Genomic DNA, 16,969 nt, shown 5'->3' with positions numbered 1-16,969 from the left:
GTCAGCTGCGACGGATCGCGGGGTTCAGGTACGCGTACGGCGAGAACGGCGCACGCGTGCGGTGGAACTGAGTCGGATCGCCCCAGGTCTCCGCGGGAACATTCGACTCGGGAGCCTGACCGCTGCCGGCAGCCGCGGCAAGCACGCTGACCAGTGCCGCGATCTCGACGTCGGTGGGCGAACCCTTGACGATCTTGATGACCGACGCGTCGGAGGTCGACGTCTCGGTCAGCTCCGTGAGCGAAGCGTCCGTCGCGCTTCCCTCGACGACCGCACCGTTGGTCGGTGCAGTCTCCGCCAGTGCGACATCTTCGCTGAGAATGTCCTCGGTGGTTGCGGTCATAGGGGAATGTTCCCATGCTTCTTGGGCGGAAGGGAAACGGCCTTGCGCTCGAGCAGTCGCAATGCGGAAACGATTTGTCCGCGGGTGTGCGACGGAGGAATGACAGCGTCGACGTATCCGCGCTCAGCGGCGACGTACGGGTTGACGAGGGTGTCCTCGTACTCGTTCTGCAGCTTGAGGCGCAATGCATCGACGTCTTCGCCGTTCTTCGCGGCTTCGAGAAGCTGCTTGCGGTAGACGAATCCGACAGCTCCGGATGCACCCATGACGGCGATCTGAGCGGTCGGCCATGCCAGGTTCACGTCGGCGCCCATGTGCTTGGAGCCCATGACGTCGTACGCTCCGCCGTAAGCCTTGCGGGTGATGACCGTGATCTTGCCGACCGTTGCCTCGCCGTACGCGTAGAGGAGCTTCGCGCCGCGACGGATGATGCCGTTGTATTCCTGCTCGGTTCCGGGGAGGAAACCGGGAACGTCGACGAGGGTGATGATCGGGACGTTGAACGCGTCGCAGGTACGCACGAAGCGAGCGGCCTTCTCCGAGGCGTCGATGTCGAGGCAGCCCGCGAACTGGGTGGGCTGGTTGGCGACGATGCCGACCGAGCGGCCGTCGACGCGACCGAAACCGACGATGATGTTCATCGCGCGCTCGGCCTGGACCTCGAGGAACTCGTCGTCGTCGAGGATGCGACGGATGACCTCGTGCATGTCGTACGGCTGGTTGGCCGAATCCGGGATGAGGGTGTCGAGTTCGATGTCCTCAGCGGTCAGGCTGTCTTCGATCGAACCGACGATCGGGTCGGTGATCTCGCCGCGGGGAGCTGCTGCCTGGTTGTTGGACGGCAGGTAGCTGAGCAGGTCCTTGACGTAGTCGAGGGCATCCTGCTCGCCGGAAGCGACGTAGTGGGCGACTCCGGACTTGACCATGTGGGTGCGAGCACCACCGAGGTCTTCCATCGTGACGTCTTCGCCGGTGACTGTCTTGATGACGTCGGGGCCGGTGACGAACATCTGGGAAGTCTCGTCGACCATCACGACGAAGTCGGTCAGTGCGGGGGAGTAGACGTGGCCGCCGGCGGCGGGTCCCATGATCAGTGAGATCTGGGGGATGACACCCGAGGCCTGGACGTTGCGGTGGAAGATCTCGCCGTAGAGGCCGAGCGAGACGACGCCTTCCTGAATGCGCGCGCCTGCACCTTCGTTGATGCCGACGAGGGGGCGACCGGTGCGGATCGCGAGGTCCATGACCTTGACGATCTTCTCACCGTAGATTTCGCCGAGCGATCCGCCGAAAACGGTGGCGTCCTGTGAGAAGACACAGACGTCGCGGCCGTCGATGGTGCCGTAACCGGTGACGACGCCGTCGCCGACCGGGCGGTTGTCAGCGAGACCGAAGTTCACACTTCGGTGCCGTGCCAGTGCGTCGAGTTCGACGAAGGAGCCCTCGTCGAGGAGGGCGGTGATGCGCTCGCGGGCGGTCAGCTTGCCTTTGGCGTGCACCTTGTCGATGGCGGCTTCGCCGCTCGGTGCCTGCGCCTGGGCTTGGCGATTCCGCAGGTCCGCGAGCTTTCCCGCGGTCGTGTGGATATCGGGTGCGGCCGCCGCCTCCGGCGCGTTCGGCTCTTGGACAGTGGTCATGGACGTGAGCTTAACGAGAGTGCGTGGGGGGCTTCGAAGGCAGGTCCGATTGTCGCTGTCTTGTAGGCTCAAGCTACTGACCAGTACATTCTCGCTGTCGTCATAGGCTGGGGCTATGTGGACCGACTTGAACCGACCGCCCCTCGACGGCAATGCCCTACGACGCGCACTCGTGCGCAGTGACAACGACGACGCGCGCGTTTTCTGGAACCGCCTCGACGTTGTCGAGGAGACCGGTTCGACGAACGCGGATCTCCTTGCGCGAGCGGCAGATCCGGATGCCGACCGTCACGTTCTGATCGCCGAGTATCAGGCGAGTGCCCGCGGCCGTCATTCGCGCACTTGGGTGAGTCCGCCGCAAGCGCAGATCTCGATGTCGGTTCTGCTGTCGATGCCTGGAATGAATCTCACGGACATGGGTTGGCTCCCGCTACTGTCGGGAATCGCGGTCGTCGACGCGCTGCGGAACGTGGCCGAAGTGCCCGCAGAACTCAAGTGGCCGAACGACGTTCTCATCGGTGACAAGAAGGTCGCCGGAATTCTGGCCGAGGTGGCAAGGACAGCGCCCGATCCCGCGGTGGTGGTGGGCATCGGGTTGAACGTGAGCCTGGGTGTCGAGGAGCTGCCCGTCCCGACCGCTACATCACTCCTCATCGAAGAAGCATCGACTGTCGACCGCGACACCCTCGTTCGAGCAATCGCCCGTGAGTTGGCGACGCAATTCCGTGCTTGGGAATCATCGAAATGGGATACATCTGTGTTGGCTGCCGAATACCGGCAGCGTTGCGGGACGCTGGGCAAACGAGTCCGCGCGGTCTTGCCGGGCGACAAGGAGGTGTTCGGTATCGCGACCGACATCGACACTTCCGGCCGCGTCGTCATCGAAATCGAGGGAACAGATGGGGAGACCTTTGCGGTCGCTGCGGGTGATATCACGCACCTTCGGGCCGCCCCGGTAGCCGAATCGTGAGCCTTGCCGGATTTTCTGGCACCAAAGTGCTAATTTTTGGCCCTGGCCGGTTTTCGAACCAACCGTCCGTCCTTCATTGCATTTAACTGCGGGATTTACTGAGCTGCCTAGGGGCGTCATGACCACACCGATCGTTGTTCCGACCGAAGCCGAGACGGCCGAGAGCGCTCGCCGCGTACTCACCGGTGTGACGGTGCTGCTCGGTGTCCTCACATTAGGCCTGGGTATCGCGGTACTCGCATGGCCGGATGCCACCCTTTTCGTGGTCGCGGTGGTCATTGCGATTCAGTTGTTCGGATTCGGAATCGTCCAGATCATCCGTTCGTTCGCGGACGTGACGGCTTCGGGTGGAACTCGGACGCTTGTCGCGATCTCCGGCGCGTTGGCAGTGCTCCTCGGATTCCTGGTTCTCCGTAGCCCTTTGCAGACGGTGGTTCTGATCGCATTGGTGATCGGTGCCTGGTGGGTATTCCGTGGCGTTCTCGATCTGGTCGACGCGGCGTCCGGGCACACCGTCGATCGCGGTCTGTCGATCGTGCTCGGAGTCATCAGCATCGTCGCGGGTGCAATCGTCCTTCTGCAGCCCGAACTTTCGCTCGACGTCTTCCGCATCGTGGTCGGCGTGTGGATGGTGCTGTACGGCATCATCATCGTCGTGACCCCGTTGGTGCTGCGAAAGATCGCGCAGCCCTGAACGTGCCCTGAAGATCGGTGTGCCTGAAAGTCGGTGTGCCTGAAAGTCGGTGCGGGATGGCAGACTTCCCGTCATGGGATATCCCGAAGACGCCCTCGCTCAGGACGAGGAACTGATACTGCATCGCCATCCTCATTGGAAGATGTTGGTGCTTCCGGCGCTGACGTTCGTGCTTGCGACGGCCGTCGCCGGGTTCTTGTTGGGCCTCGCACAGACGAGATTGGACGGCACGGCTCGCACCGTGTCGTCCATTGCCATCGGAATCATCTGGCTCGGTGTCGTGGCCTGGCGATCGGTTGCACCGTTCACGGTCTGGAAGTTCACGCACTTCATCGTCACCGATCGGCGAGTGCTCATCCGCCACGGAGTGCTCACGCATACCGGTATCGACATCCCCATGGGGCGGATCAGCAATGTTCAGTTCCGCCACGGCTTGATCGATCGAATGCTCAAGACCGGAACTCTGGTCATCGCCTCTGCCAGTGACGATCCGCTCGAGTTCGACGACATTCCTGACGTCGAGCACGTTCACGCCCTGCTGTATCACCAGGTTTTCGATTCCATGCAGCAGCCACCATCGCAGCCACCGCAACGGCCGGCGGGTGAAAACGACGACCCGAACGATCGAAATGGCTGGTAATCAACGTGCAAAGGCGTGTTGTCCGTAGTCTGTTCGTGTGACTGCCGTATTGCTAGCCGAAGACGACGAGGCCATTGCTGCACCCCTCTCCCGCGCACTGGGGCGTGAAGGGTATTCGGTGACGGTCGAACCGACCGGACCCGCTGCGTTGCAGCAGGCGCTCGAAGGTGATTTCGATCTGTTGATTCTCGATCTCGGCCTTCCGGGCATGGACGGCCTCGAGGTCTGTCGACAGATTCGTGCGCATCGCACCTCGCTCGCCGTGCTGATGTTGACCGCCAGGACCGACGAAGTCGACTTCGTGGTCGGGTTGGACGCCGGCGCCGACGACTACGTCAGCAAGCCGTTTCGTCTCGCCGAGTTGATGGCACGTGTGCGAGCACTCCTGCGTCGCCACGGTGGCCGCGAGGACACGATCGTCGAGGTCGGTGGCATCAGGCTCGAGCCCGCGGCACGACGCGTACTCGTCAACGGCTCCGAAATCGCCTTGGCCAACAAGGAATACGAACTTCTGCGGGTCCTCCTCGAACATGCCGGGGAAGTAGTATCGCGCGATACGATCCTTCGTGAGGTGTGGGGCGACGTCGAGCTTCGTGGATCGAAGACGCTCGACATGCACATGTCGTGGCTGCGCCGCAAGATCGGTGACGAGGGCCCCGCTGTGGAACGCAGAATTGCCACCGTCCGCGGTGTCGGTTTCCGAATCAACACCGACTAACTTCTCGAGAATCAGGAACTGCCGGCATGCGGCGTCGCATATTGCAGTCGATTCTCGCTGTCGTGATCATGACGGCGTTGCTGCTGGGGGTTCCGCTGATCTACACGGCGTGGCTCTGGGTGGAGGACGTGACGCGAAGTGATCTCCGGGTGCGCCTCGACCGGATGGCCGCTGAGGTCATCGCGCAAGAGGGGACGAACGGGCTCGTCGAAGGTGCGTTGAACACCGATTCGCTCAAGGTTCTCACCCCGAACGACGGGCGCCTCGTCGTCGTGTATCCGACCGTCGTCGACGGCGCTGCACGCGTCGACGTCGGTGAGGCGACGGTCAAGAACGCACTCGTCGAATCGCTCGCGATGGGAACGTCCGGCTCGTTGCGTCTCGAGGTGCCGTCGGAGAACTTGCGCACCCAGCAGAAGCAAGCGGTGATGGCCGTCGGTGTGCTCGTGCTTCTGTCCATCACGGCAGGCACCGTGGTCGCTGTGGTCACTGCACGTCGGCTTGCCGATCCGCTGCAGGATGTGGCCGACCGGGCGGCGCGCCTCGCCGAAGGTGACTTCCGGCCGGATCCTCGTCGGCACGACATCCCCGAACTCGACCGCGTGTCCGACGTCCTCGACGCGGCAACTGTGGAGATTTCGGTGCGGCTGCAACGAGAGCGCGCGCTGGTTGCGGACGTCTCGCATCAACTGCGCAGTCGACTGACTGCAGTGCGGCTGCGCCTGGACGAGTTGTCCGTTCACGAAGATCCTGACGTCGTGAACGAGGCCGAGGAAGCCATGGCGCAAGTGGACAGGCTCACCGACGGAATCGACGACCTGATTCGCTCGTCGCGCACCAGTGGGTCATCGGCGAGTCTGGTGTCGGTAGTCGGCGAGCTGGAACAGGTGACCCGCGACTGGCAGGCTCAGTTCGACGGAGAGGGACGCAGGCTCCGCCTACGCGGCGATCGCGCGGTGATGGCCGCGACCACAGGTTCGCGTCTGCGTGAAGCTGTTTCCGTGCTGGTCGACAATTCGTTCGAACACGGTGAAGGTACGTGCACGGTGTCTGTCCGATTGATCGACGGTACCGGTCGCAGTTCGTCTCGTCGTGACTCGATGGTGTGCGTCGAGGTCACCGACGAAGGCTCCGGCGTGGAGAACGATCTTGCACCGCACATCTTCGACAGAGGATTTTCGGGGGCCGGGTCCACCGGCGTCGGGTTGGCGCTCGCACGTGCACTGATCGAGGCCGACGGGGGCCGACTGGAACTGCAGAGGCGTAAGCCTGCCTTGTTCGCGGTCTTCCTGCCGGTGGCCAACACTGCGCCGACCGCGGACGTCGTTCCGCACCGCGAACCGCGCTGACCGAAAGGCTCGCGCAGACGCAAAACTCAGGAGTGCCCGAGCTCCTCTTCGGCATCAGGAATGACCGGGTCAGGCGCTGTGGTTTCGGATAACGCCGTGGTTTCGGATAACGCTGTGGTTTCGGACAATCCTGTGGTGTCGGACAGCTCGAGCGGTTCCGGATTCTCGTCGGGAAACACGAACTTGCGGAAGGCCCAGAATCGGAACGCCATCTGCAGCAGGTTGCCGATGACGTACGCACTGATGAAGTCGGCAATGTTCTCCGTCGCCAAGCTGACTTCGGGTACGCGCAGGTTGAAGACGTAACTGGAGATGTAGAGCGGGATGAAGCTGATGACGACGCCGATGGCGCTGATGATGAAGAACAGCGCAGCTTCGTGCGCTGGCTCACGGCCACCACGGTTCTTGAACGACCACTCGCGGTTGAGAATGTACGACGCGATCACCGCGACGACGCCGGCGATGATCTTGGCCGTGATCGGCTTGGATTCGAGGATCGACAGCTTGAGTGTGTAGAAGATGCCCGAGTCGATCAGGAAGGTCGTTCCGCCGACGATCGCGAATTTGATCAGCTCGCTGTGACGCAGAGCGATGTCACGAAACGGTTGGGGTATGCGGGCAATGACCCCGTCGACAAATGGCACAACAAATGAGTTTACGAAACGAAACCGCGTTACCACCAATTTGCCGCGGATTCATCAGCAGAATCACAGATTGGGAACGCTGAATGAACGGGCGAACGCGGCACATGACAACATAGAGAGCCGTGACCGGCAACAACGATCCCGCGCAGATCCCCGCCCGCCCGACCACCCCTCGACCGGCAAAAGCATCCATGCCCGTCGTCACCATGATCGGTGGCGGACAGTTGGCCAGGATGACTCACCAGGCGGCGGTGGCCCTGGGCCAGACGCTCCGAGTGCTCTCCGGGACTGCGGACGAGCCGGCAGCTCAGGTCAGCCCCGATGTCGTGCTCGGTAGCCACACCGACCTCGACGCTCTTCGCCGCGCAGCGGTCGGTTCCAACGCGTTGACGTTCGACCACGAGCACGTGCCGACCGAACATCTCGAGGTTCTTGTTGCCGAAGGCGTGAACGTTCAGCCTCCGCCGCAGGCTCTGATCTTCGCTCAGGACAAATTGCTGATGCGTCGCAAACTTGCCGAACTGGGCGCACCTGTACCCGCGTACGCCGAAGTGACGTGGGCGGAAGACGTCGTGCGTTTCGGTGCCGAACACGGTTGGCCGCTTGTCATCAAGGCAACACGCGGAGGCTACGACGGCCGGGGCGTCTGGATCACCGATGATCAGGACGAAGCAGAAGCCATTGTCACCGAGCAGTTGGACAAGGGTGTTCCGCTGATCGTCGAGGAAATGGTCTCGATGCGTCGGGAACTGTCTGCCATGGTTGCGCGGTCGCCGTTCGGACAGGGCGCTACGTGGCCGGTCGTAGAGACCGTTCAGCGCAACGGCCAGTGCGCCGTCGTGATCGCACCTGCCCCCGCCCTTTCGAGTGCCGTTGCCGAGGAAGCCGAACAATTGGCGCTGCGCATCGCTTCCGAGTTGGGCGTCGTCGGCTCGATGGCCGTCGAACTCTTCGAGACGACTGACGGCACTCTCGTGGTCAACGAGCTGGCAATGCGCCCGCACAACTCCGGTCACTGGACGATGGACGGCGCACGCACCTCTCAGTTCGAACAGCATCTGCGTGCCGTTCTCGACTACCCGCTCGGCGACACCTCGCCGATCGCGCCGGTCACGGTGATGGCAAACGTTCTGGGTGCACCGGAAGCGCCCGAGATGACGATGGACGAGCGTGTCCATCACCTCTTCGCGCGGATGCCCGATGCGAAGATCCACCTGTACGGCAAGGGCGAGCGCAAGGATCGCAAGATCGGCCACGTCAACATCGTCGGCGGCGCCGGATCCATCGACGACCCGAATTACGTTGCCGCAGTTCGGGAACGCGCCGAGCGCGCAGCACATTGGCTTTCGTATGCAGTTTGGACCGACGGATGGGATGTACACGGTGAGTGAGAGCGCGCAGGTCGGCCTGATCATGGGCAGCGATTCGGATTGGCCGACCATGGAAGCTGCAGCCGAAGCTCTGGCCGAGTTCGGTATCCGCTTCGAGGTCGGTGTCGTCTCGGCGCACCGCACGCCTCAGCGGATGCTCGACTACGCCAAGGAAGCCGCCGGCCGCGGAATCAAGGTCATCATCGCCGGTGCCGGTGGCGCCGCGCATCTTCCGGGCATGGTTGCCTCGGCTACACCGTTGCCGGTCATCGGTGTTCCGGTGCCGCTCAAGTACCTCGACGGTATGGATTCACTCCTCTCGATCGTGCAGATGCCGGCCGGCGTCCCGGTGGCGACGGTCTCGATCGGCGGCGCTCGCAACGCCGGTCTGTTGGCTGCTCGGATCCTCGGCGCTTCGGATCCCGCACTGCAGCAGCGGATGGTGGCTTTCCAGGAGAGCCTCGAGGCGATGGTGCTCGACAAGGACAAGGCGCTTCGCGAGAAACTGCTGGGCTGATCTTCTCGTGTGTGCACGGCGTGGGCTGCCGCTGATCCGAGCGAGTCGGGGCAGCGCGCAGTCCGCATTCGTCACTCGCGTCGCGCTGTTCTACGCCGGGATTCTCGGCGCGGACATCCGCTTCGACAACGAGTCCGGGATCTTTGTCGCTTCCGGGCTGCGCGGCGGGTTCGCCAGAGGCGGAACAACTCTCGGTGGTGTGTACCTCACCCGGCGAAACACGACTCGATCCGTCCTTCGCCACGAGGCAGTTCACGCGGACCAATGGGCCAGGTACGGAATCGTATTCGGGCTGCTGTACCTGCGTGAGGAGTTGCGTCATCGCGGTCCGCGGAACCGGTTCGAAATCGAGGCCGGTCTCGAAGACGGCGGTTACCGCACCTGAGTGAAAGCTCGTGAGTAAAAGCTACTCTTGGCGGCATGGCTCGTTTTCCGACTAGTGAACGCTTCGTCCGCTGGAGCGCGGAACATGCTCGCGGTGTGGACATCTGCATTGCGACGGTTGCCGCACTGTTCAGCGTTGTCGTTGCGGTCGAGGCGAGTCCGCTGGCGGTGTTCGTCTCGCTGGGTATGACCGTTCCGTTGGCATGGCGACGCTCGCGCCCCGAACTCTCCGGCATGGTGATCGCAGGGTTCGCAGTTCTACACGTGATCTTCATCGGCAACACACTGCTCGCATCGGCCGTTGTCGTGCCCATCTCCCTGTACGCGCTGGCCGCCTATGGCGCTCGGTGGAGTTCGCTCACCGGCCTGGTGCTCGCGTTGCTCGGCTCGATTGCCGGAACTGTTCGATACTTCGGCTACGACGGAATCCCGGTGTCTTCGCAGGTCATGCAGTCCGTGGCCGTCATGATCTTCATGCTCGCAGTCTGGGCGTTCGGTGATTTGCGTCGAGTTCGCACCAAACAATTGGAAGGTCTGACCGAGCGCGCACGGTTGCTCGAACTCGAGCGTGCGCAGGAAGCGGAAATCGCGACGATCAGCGAACGCTCGAGGATTGCGCGCGAGATGCACGACATCGTCGCGCATTCGTTGACCGTTGTCATCGCTCAGGCCGACGGCGGACGTTACAGCGCGGCCAAGGATCCTCAGGCTGCAATTCAGGCGCTCGAAACCATTGCCTCCACCGGTCGCCAAGCGTTGACCGACATGCGATCGCTTCTGTCCGTCCTGCGTGAGGACACGCCCCGTGATTTCTCGGTCATCCCGGGCGCCGGCGATATCGACAGTCTCTTCCACGAGTTACGCAGCAGCGGACTCGACATCGCCGTCAGCGTGACCGGTGAACCACGCGAACTCTCTGCGGGTGCGGGGTTGACGGCGTATCGCATCGTCCAGGAATCGCTGACGAACGTTCTCAAACATGCGGGGCCAGGAGCACAGGCGAGCGTCGAGATGACGTGGGCTGAAACCGAACTCGTTCTCGGCATCACCGACGACGGACGAGGCGGCAGCGCCGCGCTGGTCGAATCGTCACCAGGCGGGCAGGGCCTGATCGGAATGGCCGAGCGCGCCAAACTGCACGGAGGCAAAGTAACCGCCGGGCCGAAATCAGGCGGCGGATACAGTGTCCGGGCCGTCCTGCCGTATGAACGAACGTCTGGGTAGGTCTTGAAACGTCTGAAGGTCTTAAGGTGAGTGGCATGGACGAACACGTGGCTCCGATCGCAGTGGCACTGATCGACGATCAGCAGCTGGTCCGCGCAGGTTTTCGAATGGTCATCGACTCGCAGCCGGATTTGTCCGTGGTGGTCGAGGCTTCGGACGGTCAGCAGGCATTGACCGAGTTGGCGGCCCGACATGTCGACGTCGTCCTGATGGATGTCCAGATGCCGAAGATGGACGGCATCGAGGCGACCCGTCGGCTCCTGGCCGACCCCGATGCGCCGAAGGTCGTGGTGCTCACCACCTTCGACAACGACGAGTACGTGATGTCGGCAATCAGGGCGGGCGCCAGCGGCTTCCTGCTCAAGGACGTGCCACCGGAACAGTTGCTCGACGCCATCCGCACCGTGCATCGCGGGGACGCGGTGATCGAAGCTCGGGCCACTCGGCGACTGCTTCAGCACGTCGGACCTCTCCTGGAAGGTTCGGCGCCCGAATCGCAGTTGCCCGAAGAGTTGACACCGCGCGAGGTCGAGGTGCTCGAGGCCATGGCGTACGGGCTGTCGAATTCGGAGATCGCCGCAAAATTCCACGTCTCCGAAACGACAGTGAAAACCCATGTCGGACGGGTTCTTTCGAAGACCCATTCACGTGATCGTGTGCAGGCCGTCGTCTTTGCCTTCCAGATCGGACTTGTCCGGCGCGCAGATCTCCTCGGCACCGAGGGCTGACGCGCAGCCCTGTTCAGTCCTACCCCGGGATGACACCGGGCTCTCCAAGATCGCCCCGCGCTCCGACGCGGAGACCACGTGCGCTGCAATAACGTCGATTCCGTCATAGCGAGAAGCTTTACGGAGGGCAAAAAATGCATGCGCACACCACGACGGAACCAGCCGCAGTGCCGGCGATCACTGCCCGCGGTGTCACCAAGGTGTACGGCACGGGTGAGACCACGGTTCATGCGCTCGGCGGGGTCGACGTGGACTTCGGTCGTGAGCGGTTCACCGCGATCATGGGCCCGTCCGGCTCCGGAAAGTCGACGCTCATGCACTGTCTGGCCGGGCTCGACACGGTTTCGGGTGGACAGGTTTTCCTGGGCGACACCGAGGTCACGAAACTCGGCGACACGGAACTCACCGAACTTCGACGCGAGCGAATCGGATTCGTCTTCCAAGCGTTCAACCTGCTACCGGTGCTCACTGCTCGGGAGAACATGCTGCTGCCGATGAAGCTGGCGGGTAGTGAACCCTCGCCCGAGTGGATGGACGAGGTGATCGGGAAACTGGGTCTGTCGAAGCGCCTCGACCACCTGCCGCACGAGTTGTCCGGTGGTCAGCAGCAGCGTGTAGCTGTCGCCCGCGCACTACTGCCGCAGCCCGACGTGATCTTTGCCGACGAACCCACCGGAAATTTGGATTCCCGTTCCGGGACCGAGGTTCTGGGCCTCTTGCGCACCAGTGTTCGGGAGACCGGTCAGACGGTCGTCATGGTGACACACGATCCGGTGGCGGCGTCGTATGCGGACCGAGTCGTGTTGATCGCGGACGGGTGTATTGCCGGAGAGATCGACCGTCCCACCGTCGACTCGGTGATCGGTGCTATGCGAGCACTCGGTGCCGACGACCTGGCTGATGTTCCTGCAGTTTCGGGTGCACTGCGATGAGGGGTCTGGCCTTTGCCCAGGCGCGGGCACATGCCGGGCGCTATGTGGCTTCGATACTCGCCGTGGTGATCGCAGTCGGATACATCGTCGCGACTTTGACATTGGGCTCGACGGTCGATGCGAGTGTGAGTAAATCACTTGCGACGCAATACGAAACCACGGATGTCGTCGCCTCCGGTCCAGGCGTGACGGAAGCACTGCTGAGTGCGGTGCCGGGCGTCTCGGCAGTCGCCGACGACGTGTCGACGTATGTTCGCGTCGACTCCGAGGCAAAGGGCGCGTCCTACGGGGATGCTCTCTCGATCGCCGACAATCCCGAATTGCGTTGGGAGAACTTGTCGGAGGGTTCGCTTCCGGCCGGTCTGGGGCAGGTGTTGGTGAGCGCGGACTCCGGAATACCGACGGGTGCCCGAATCACTGTCACGGCAAGGGATTCGACGGTCGGTGCCGCTGCGCCCACCGCGCAGGTGGTCGGGCTGGTCGATCTCTCCGGTTCGGCGCAACGACTGGGCGGGATCAAGATATTCACCACCGCCGAGCAGGTGAGCGCGTGGGCCGGGGACAGCGCCAAACGTGAGTTCCGTGTCGCCGGTGACGGTTCGCGCTCTCAGCAACAACTCGTGGATTCGATCGCGAGCGCGTTGCCCGCGGACTCCACCGTGTTGACGGGAGAAGAAGCCACCGACAACGCGGCAGCGGAATACATGGGTGGCACCAAGATCCTCAGCACGGTGTTGCTCGCCTTCGGTGCCATTGCCGTTGTTGTTGCCGCGCTGGTGATCGCCAATACGTTTGCCGTTCTGCTCGCCGCGCGCACTCAGGAACTCGCGTTGCTGCGATGCGTCGGCGCCACAGCCAAACAGGTTCGCCGGAGCATTCGCAGCGAAGCCGCTGCGGTCGGCGTGATCGCCTCGGTGATCGGCGTCGGACTCGGTGTCGGACTTGCCTGGGTGATCGGTCGCGTAGCAACGGCCGCAGATGTGCCGGTGCCTCTTTCGTCACTGAGCGTCACCCCGGTGACCGTGCTGGTCGGTCTTGCCGTCGGCATCGTGATGACGATGCTCGCTGCATCTGCGCCCGGGCGGGCGGCAACGAGGCTCTCCCCGCTGGCGGCACTGCAGCCGATGGAGTCCAAGCCCGAGAGCGTTCAGGTGTCGGTCGTGCGCCGGGTTCTGGGCGTCGTGATACTGCTCGCGGGAATCGCGATGACCGTTCTGGGAGTGACGAATCAGCAGGTGCCGGCGGCGACTGCCGGTGGACTCTTTTCGTTCCTGGGGATCGCAGCACTGTCCGGGCGAATCGTGCCCGCGCTGATCAATGCCGCCGGCGGAGTGCTGGCGAGACTGATCGGTCCGGTGGGAAGCCTGGCAGCAGGCAACGCCGGTCGGAACCCACGCCGGACCTCGGCGACAGCCACGGCCCTGTTGATCGGGGTGGCCTTGACGAGCACGCTCGTCGTGGGAATCGCGACGGTCAAGGAAGCCGCACCCGCGGCGATGGACAGTCAATTCCCCGTCGACGTCATGGTGAGCAGTTCCGGTTCGGCACCGCTTCCCGCAGGGTTGGGCACAGACATCGCCGCGGTCAACGGCGTCGGCGCGGTGAGCGGTCTGGACAAGGCCGAACTGACGATCGACGGGCGCGGTTCGTTGGCCGGGTTCGGTGTCGACGCTGCTCGGGTGAAAGATGTTCTGCGTACCGAGATCTCGGTACCCGCGGCCGGTCAGTTGGTGCTCTCGCCCGCTGACCTGACCGAATACAAACTCTCGGCGGGCGAGACGGCGACGGTGCGTGGGGATCGCGGTGCCGTGAACGTCAGCGTGATCGAAGGTGTGAAAGGTCAACCAGCGCTGTTGGATCGAGGCGATCTGGGTGCAGCCGCCACCACGTCGACCACCGATTCCTACTGGGTCAGGTTGGGGACGGACACCGACGAAGAGGCGCTCGCTGCCACCGACCGCATCACCGAACTGGCACGCCAGGAAGCTCCGGGCAGCGATGTTCAAGGAATGACCGAAATGCGCTCGGCGCTCGATTCGATCCTCGACACCATGCTCATGGTGGTTGCCGGGTTGCTGTCGGTAGCGGTGTTGATTGCTCTGATCGGCGTCGGAAACACCATGGCACTGTCCGTTCTCGAACGGCGCCGCGAATCCGGACTGCTTCGCGCACTCGGACTGACCAAGAAGGGAATTCGAGCCATGTTGATTTGGGAAGCACTGCTGGTGGCAGGAGTCGCATCGGTGATCGGAGTGCTGTTCGGGATGGTGTTCGGTGTAGCCGGTACCGCCTCGGTGTTCGGGATCGAGGACGTCGCCCTCAGCGCAGTGCCGTGGGCGCAATTGGTAGCCATCGTGTTGATCGGCGGAATCTGCGGTGTGATCGCGTCACTGCTCCCCGCTAGGCGGGCGGGGCTGGTGTCACCGGTGACAGCTCTCGCGAGCTAGCGTTCAGAACTGCTTCGTGACCTTCTCGGTGCCCACTCGGCGCGCGGTAGCTTCCGCGTCCGGGTGGGCTACCTGCACGAGTGAGGCGCCCGCGGCGAGAACGGCCAGAAGCCCGTCGATCAATTCGTCTGCCGTGTCCCACGTGCGGCTGGAGAGGACACGATCCGTCGACGCCAATTCGACGTTCTTCGACGATGCCCGTGCAGCGTCGATCGTGTCCGCTACGGACCGGCCTTCCAGCGCCGAACCGGCTCCGGCGCTACGGAACTGGTCGCCGTGGACACGAATGGAGGTTGCGTAGTCGGCGACGCCGAGCGGAAGATCGCTCAAACCTTTGCCGAACGCGTCGAGTGAGAGTGCGGCTACTTCCGGTACGTCCGCAACATCGTCCAGGCGGTCGGCAGTGACAAAAGCCAGTTCGGCGTCGGCGTCGGGGGAGAGGACGACCTCACCGCCTGCCCACCACACACCCAGCAAGACGGCGACGCTCTGCCAGTGCGCGGGAAGCAGCACGGCAACTTTGCCACCGGGCTCGAGGGCGAACTCGTCCCGAACCATGTTCGCTGTCTTTGCCGCCCAGTTGGCCAGAGTGCTCGCAGACAATTCGATGCGCTCGCCGGTGGCGTCGTCGTAGTAGGTCACGCGAGGGCCGGCCGGGTCGGCAGCCAGGATCGGTCCGAGGAGGGCGTCGGTCAGGTTGTCTACAGGCGAAGGCACGTAATCAGCTTACGCAGCCGTTCAGTTCACACCGCTTTCAGTTCACACAGCTGTCAGTTGACACAGTTTTTCAGTTGACACAGCGCGGGCCGTTGGAGGCTGCGTCGATCGGCGGACCGGGAGGGGCAGGGGTGGGACTGGTCTCGGTGGTGCTCGCCGATTCAGTCGTGCTTGTCGCGCCTTCGGACGGGGATACCGCGTCCGCGGATTGCGGTCCGTTGTAGTCCTCGGCAATGACAACCCGAACCTTGCCCGAGGACAATGACGAATCCGCCTTGACCGTCAGACCGCCGAGTGCCTCGGCCACCGCGAGTGCAGCGTCGTCGTCCGCGGACTTTGCGAACACCGTCGATTCGGAGACGTCGGAGCCGGTGTTGTTGCCGACCTGACCCTGCTTGTACCCGAGGGCACTCAATGCCTCGGAAACCCCGCTGGCCAACCCCGCGATGTCGCTGGCGTTAGCGACGTCGACCGTGATCGAGGACGCATTCACGGTGGTCGGTGCCTCGGAGGTCTCCTCCGAGTCCTCGCTGTCGGCGCCGACCAATCCGGCGATGTACTTCTTGACGGCCTTGGGATCGACCTTGACGATGGACTCGCCGTAATCGGTCATGCCGTTGATGTCGAGAACGGGAATGGTCTCGAATTGCACCTTTCCGCCGGCCAGATTCTGCAACTGCTTGGCGAATTCGATGATGTCCCAGTCGTCGTCGATGACGACGGAGCGCTGAACGGCCGAGGTCAGCTGGCTGAGTTTGCCGGGGTCACTGAGAGTTTTTGCGCTGAGTACCTTACTGACGAGGGACGCCATGAACACCTGCTGGCGCACGATCCGGTCCAGGTCGCCGCGAGGAAGGTCGTGTCGTTGTCGCACGAAGCTCAGCGCGTCGGCGCCGTCGAGTGTCTGTTTCCCGGCTGCGAAGTTGGCTCCGGACATCGGTTCGTCGACTGGCGCGTTGAGACAGACGTCGACTCCGCCCACTGCGTTGGTCAGCAGGACGAATCCGAGTAGACCGACTTCGGCGTAGTGATCGACGGTGATGCCGGTCAGATTTCCTACCGCTCCGATGAGCGCGGTCCGGCCGGCTTCCGTCGACTTCTTGTCTGCGTCGCTGTCGGACGACCCGTTGTTGACCAACTTCAGTCGCTCGGTTTCCTTGGTGGCACCGAACGCGGCGTTGATCTTCGACATACCGATACCGGGGACGTTGACGTACGCGTCTCGGGGAATCGAGATCGCGGTTGCCGAACTTCCGTCGTTGGGGACGCGGATCAAGATGATGGTGTCGGTGTTGGACGCAACTTCCTCACCAGCGCGCAACGAGTCGAGCTCGCTTTGTGAAAGCGGGTTGCCGTGTGCGTCGGTGCGACTGTCGGTTCCCACCATCAGAATGTCGATGGCTCCGTCCTTGCCCCCACCGAGGCCGAGTCCGCTTGCAGTGGCAAGGCTGTTTCTCAACGAGTCCACACCTCGCCATGCGAACCCGGTGACCAGCAGTACGAGCACGGAGAGCACCGCGACCGCTATGCGAGCCGGGCTCGTCTTGGTCCGAATCGGCGCAGGTCGTGGACGCGCGCGGCGCTGCGGTTGCTGGTGGGACACCCCTTCAGGTTACTGGTCCGATGCTCGGCCGCGAGTACCTCGACGCGGCGTG

General features: G+C 63.3%; 17 protein-coding genes. 12 read left to right on the top strand and 5 right to left on the bottom strand.

Translation table 11 applies throughout. The annotated features are described in order from the left end of the window. Position 1: 1 nt before the first annotated feature. Complete coding sequence (locus H351_RS21475; protein WP_019747751.1) at positions 2-343, bottom strand: acyl-CoA carboxylase subunit epsilon; 342 nt, start codon at positions 341-343, stop codon at positions 2-4. Beyond that, positions 340-1,980 (bottom strand): acyl-CoA carboxylase subunit beta, encoded by a 1,641-nt coding sequence (locus H351_RS21470; RefSeq protein ID WP_003940853.1) that lies wholly within the window; start codon positions 1,978-1,980, stop codon positions 340-342. Before H351_RS21470 ends, H351_RS21475 begins: the two co-directional genes overlap by 4 nt. A 115-nt stretch (positions 1,981-2,095) precedes the next feature. Here H351_RS21470 and H351_RS21465 point away from each other — a divergent pair, with 115 nt between their 5' ends. The 5 genes from H351_RS21465 (at position 2,096) to H351_RS21445 (ending at position 6,351) form a co-directional block, all read left to right on the top strand. Further along, a complete protein-coding gene (locus H351_RS21465) occupies positions 2,096-2,950 on the top strand; it encodes a biotin--[acetyl-CoA-carboxylase] ligase (RefSeq protein WP_020907080.1) in 855 nt (284 codons plus the stop codon). A gap of 118 nt (positions 2,951-3,068) precedes the next feature. Further along, positions 3,069-3,644, top strand: a complete 576-nt coding sequence (locus H351_RS21460) for an HdeD family acid-resistance protein (RefSeq protein ID WP_003941007.1) — start codon at positions 3,069-3,071, stop codon at positions 3,642-3,644. A gap of 73 nt (positions 3,645-3,717) precedes the next feature. Further along, positions 3,718-4,284: a PH domain-containing protein gene (locus H351_RS21455; RefSeq protein WP_021343702.1), complete on the top strand. Its 567-nt coding sequence runs from the start codon at positions 3,718-3,720 to the stop codon at positions 4,282-4,284. A 37-nt stretch (positions 4,285-4,321) separates the two neighbouring features. Then, positions 4,322-5,002 (top strand): response regulator transcription factor, encoded by a 681-nt coding sequence (locus tag H351_RS21450; protein ID WP_003940916.1) that lies wholly within the window; start codon positions 4,322-4,324, stop codon positions 5,000-5,002. Positions 5,003-5,028: 26 nt separating this feature from the next. Then, positions 5,029-6,351 carry a sensor histidine kinase gene (locus tag H351_RS21445; RefSeq protein ID WP_019747754.1) on the top strand — a complete coding sequence of 441 codons (1,323 nt, stop codon included), beginning with the start codon at positions 5,029-5,031 and terminating at the stop codon, positions 6,349-6,351. Positions 6,352-6,377: 26 nt separating this feature from the next. On the opposite strand, the gene H351_RS21440 is transcribed toward H351_RS21445, so the two are convergent. Then, positions 6,378-6,995, bottom strand: a complete 618-nt coding sequence (locus tag H351_RS21440; protein ID WP_021332550.1) for a GtrA family protein — start codon at positions 6,993-6,995, stop codon at positions 6,378-6,380. 191 nt (positions 6,996-7,186) lie between these two features. On the opposite strand from H351_RS21440, the gene H351_RS21435 reads away from it, so the two are divergent. The 7 genes from H351_RS21435 to H351_RS21405 all read left to right on the top strand — a co-directional run bounded on the left by H351_RS21435 (position 7,187) and on the right by H351_RS21405 (position 14,597). Further along, positions 7,187-8,386 (top strand): 5-(carboxyamino)imidazole ribonucleotide synthase, encoded by a 1,200-nt coding sequence (locus H351_RS21435; protein WP_020907084.1) that lies wholly within the window; start codon positions 7,187-7,189, stop codon positions 8,384-8,386. Next, on the top strand, positions 8,370-8,882 hold the full coding sequence (gene purE / locus H351_RS21430; RefSeq protein WP_019747756.1) for a 5-(carboxyamino)imidazole ribonucleotide mutase: 513 nt from the start codon (positions 8,370-8,372) through the stop codon (positions 8,880-8,882). The genes H351_RS21435 and purE overlap by 17 nt, the downstream gene beginning before the upstream one ends. A 7-nt stretch (positions 8,883-8,889) precedes the next feature. After that, the gene (locus H351_RS21425) at positions 8,890-9,267 is read left to right on the top strand and encodes a hypothetical protein (RefSeq protein WP_019747757.1); all 378 of its coding nucleotides are present in this window, start codon (positions 8,890-8,892) and stop codon (positions 9,265-9,267) included. A 35-nt stretch (positions 9,268-9,302) separates the two neighbouring features. Further along, positions 9,303-10,490, top strand: a complete 1,188-nt coding sequence (locus H351_RS21420) for a sensor histidine kinase (RefSeq protein ID WP_019747758.1) — start codon at positions 9,303-9,305, stop codon at positions 10,488-10,490. 35 nt (positions 10,491-10,525) lie between these two features. After that, the gene (locus H351_RS21415; RefSeq protein ID WP_019747759.1) at positions 10,526-11,218 is read left to right on the top strand and encodes a response regulator; all 693 of its coding nucleotides are present in this window, start codon (positions 10,526-10,528) and stop codon (positions 11,216-11,218) included. 134 nt (positions 11,219-11,352) lie between these two features. Continuing rightward, complete coding sequence (locus tag H351_RS21410) at positions 11,353-12,150, top strand: ABC transporter ATP-binding protein (protein ID WP_021343705.1); 798 nt, start codon at positions 11,353-11,355, stop codon at positions 12,148-12,150. After that, positions 12,147-14,597, top strand: a complete 2,451-nt coding sequence (locus H351_RS21405; protein WP_029255034.1) for an FtsX family ABC transporter permease — start codon at positions 12,147-12,149, stop codon at positions 14,595-14,597. Before H351_RS21410 ends, H351_RS21405 begins: the two co-directional genes overlap by 4 nt. Positions 14,598-14,600: 3 nt before the next feature. Here the strand turns inward: H351_RS21405 and H351_RS21400 are convergent, their stop codons facing one another. Continuing rightward, entirely contained in the window at positions 14,601-15,314 is a 714-nt protein-coding gene (locus H351_RS21400; protein WP_019747762.1) for a TIGR03089 family protein, read from the bottom strand. 70 nt (positions 15,315-15,384) lie between these two features. Further along, positions 15,385-16,917 carry an LCP family protein gene (locus tag H351_RS21395; RefSeq protein ID WP_276328030.1) on the bottom strand — a complete coding sequence of 511 codons (1,533 nt, stop codon included), beginning with the start codon at positions 16,915-16,917 and terminating at the stop codon, positions 15,385-15,387. Positions 16,918-16,969: the final 52 nt, after the last annotated feature.

The organism is Rhodococcus erythropolis R138, from assembly GCF_000696675.2.
GTDB lineage: Bacteria > Actinomycetota > Actinomycetes > Mycobacteriales > Mycobacteriaceae > Rhodococcus_F > Rhodococcus_F erythropolis.
This window is presented reverse-complemented; position numbering and strand designations above follow the sequence as displayed.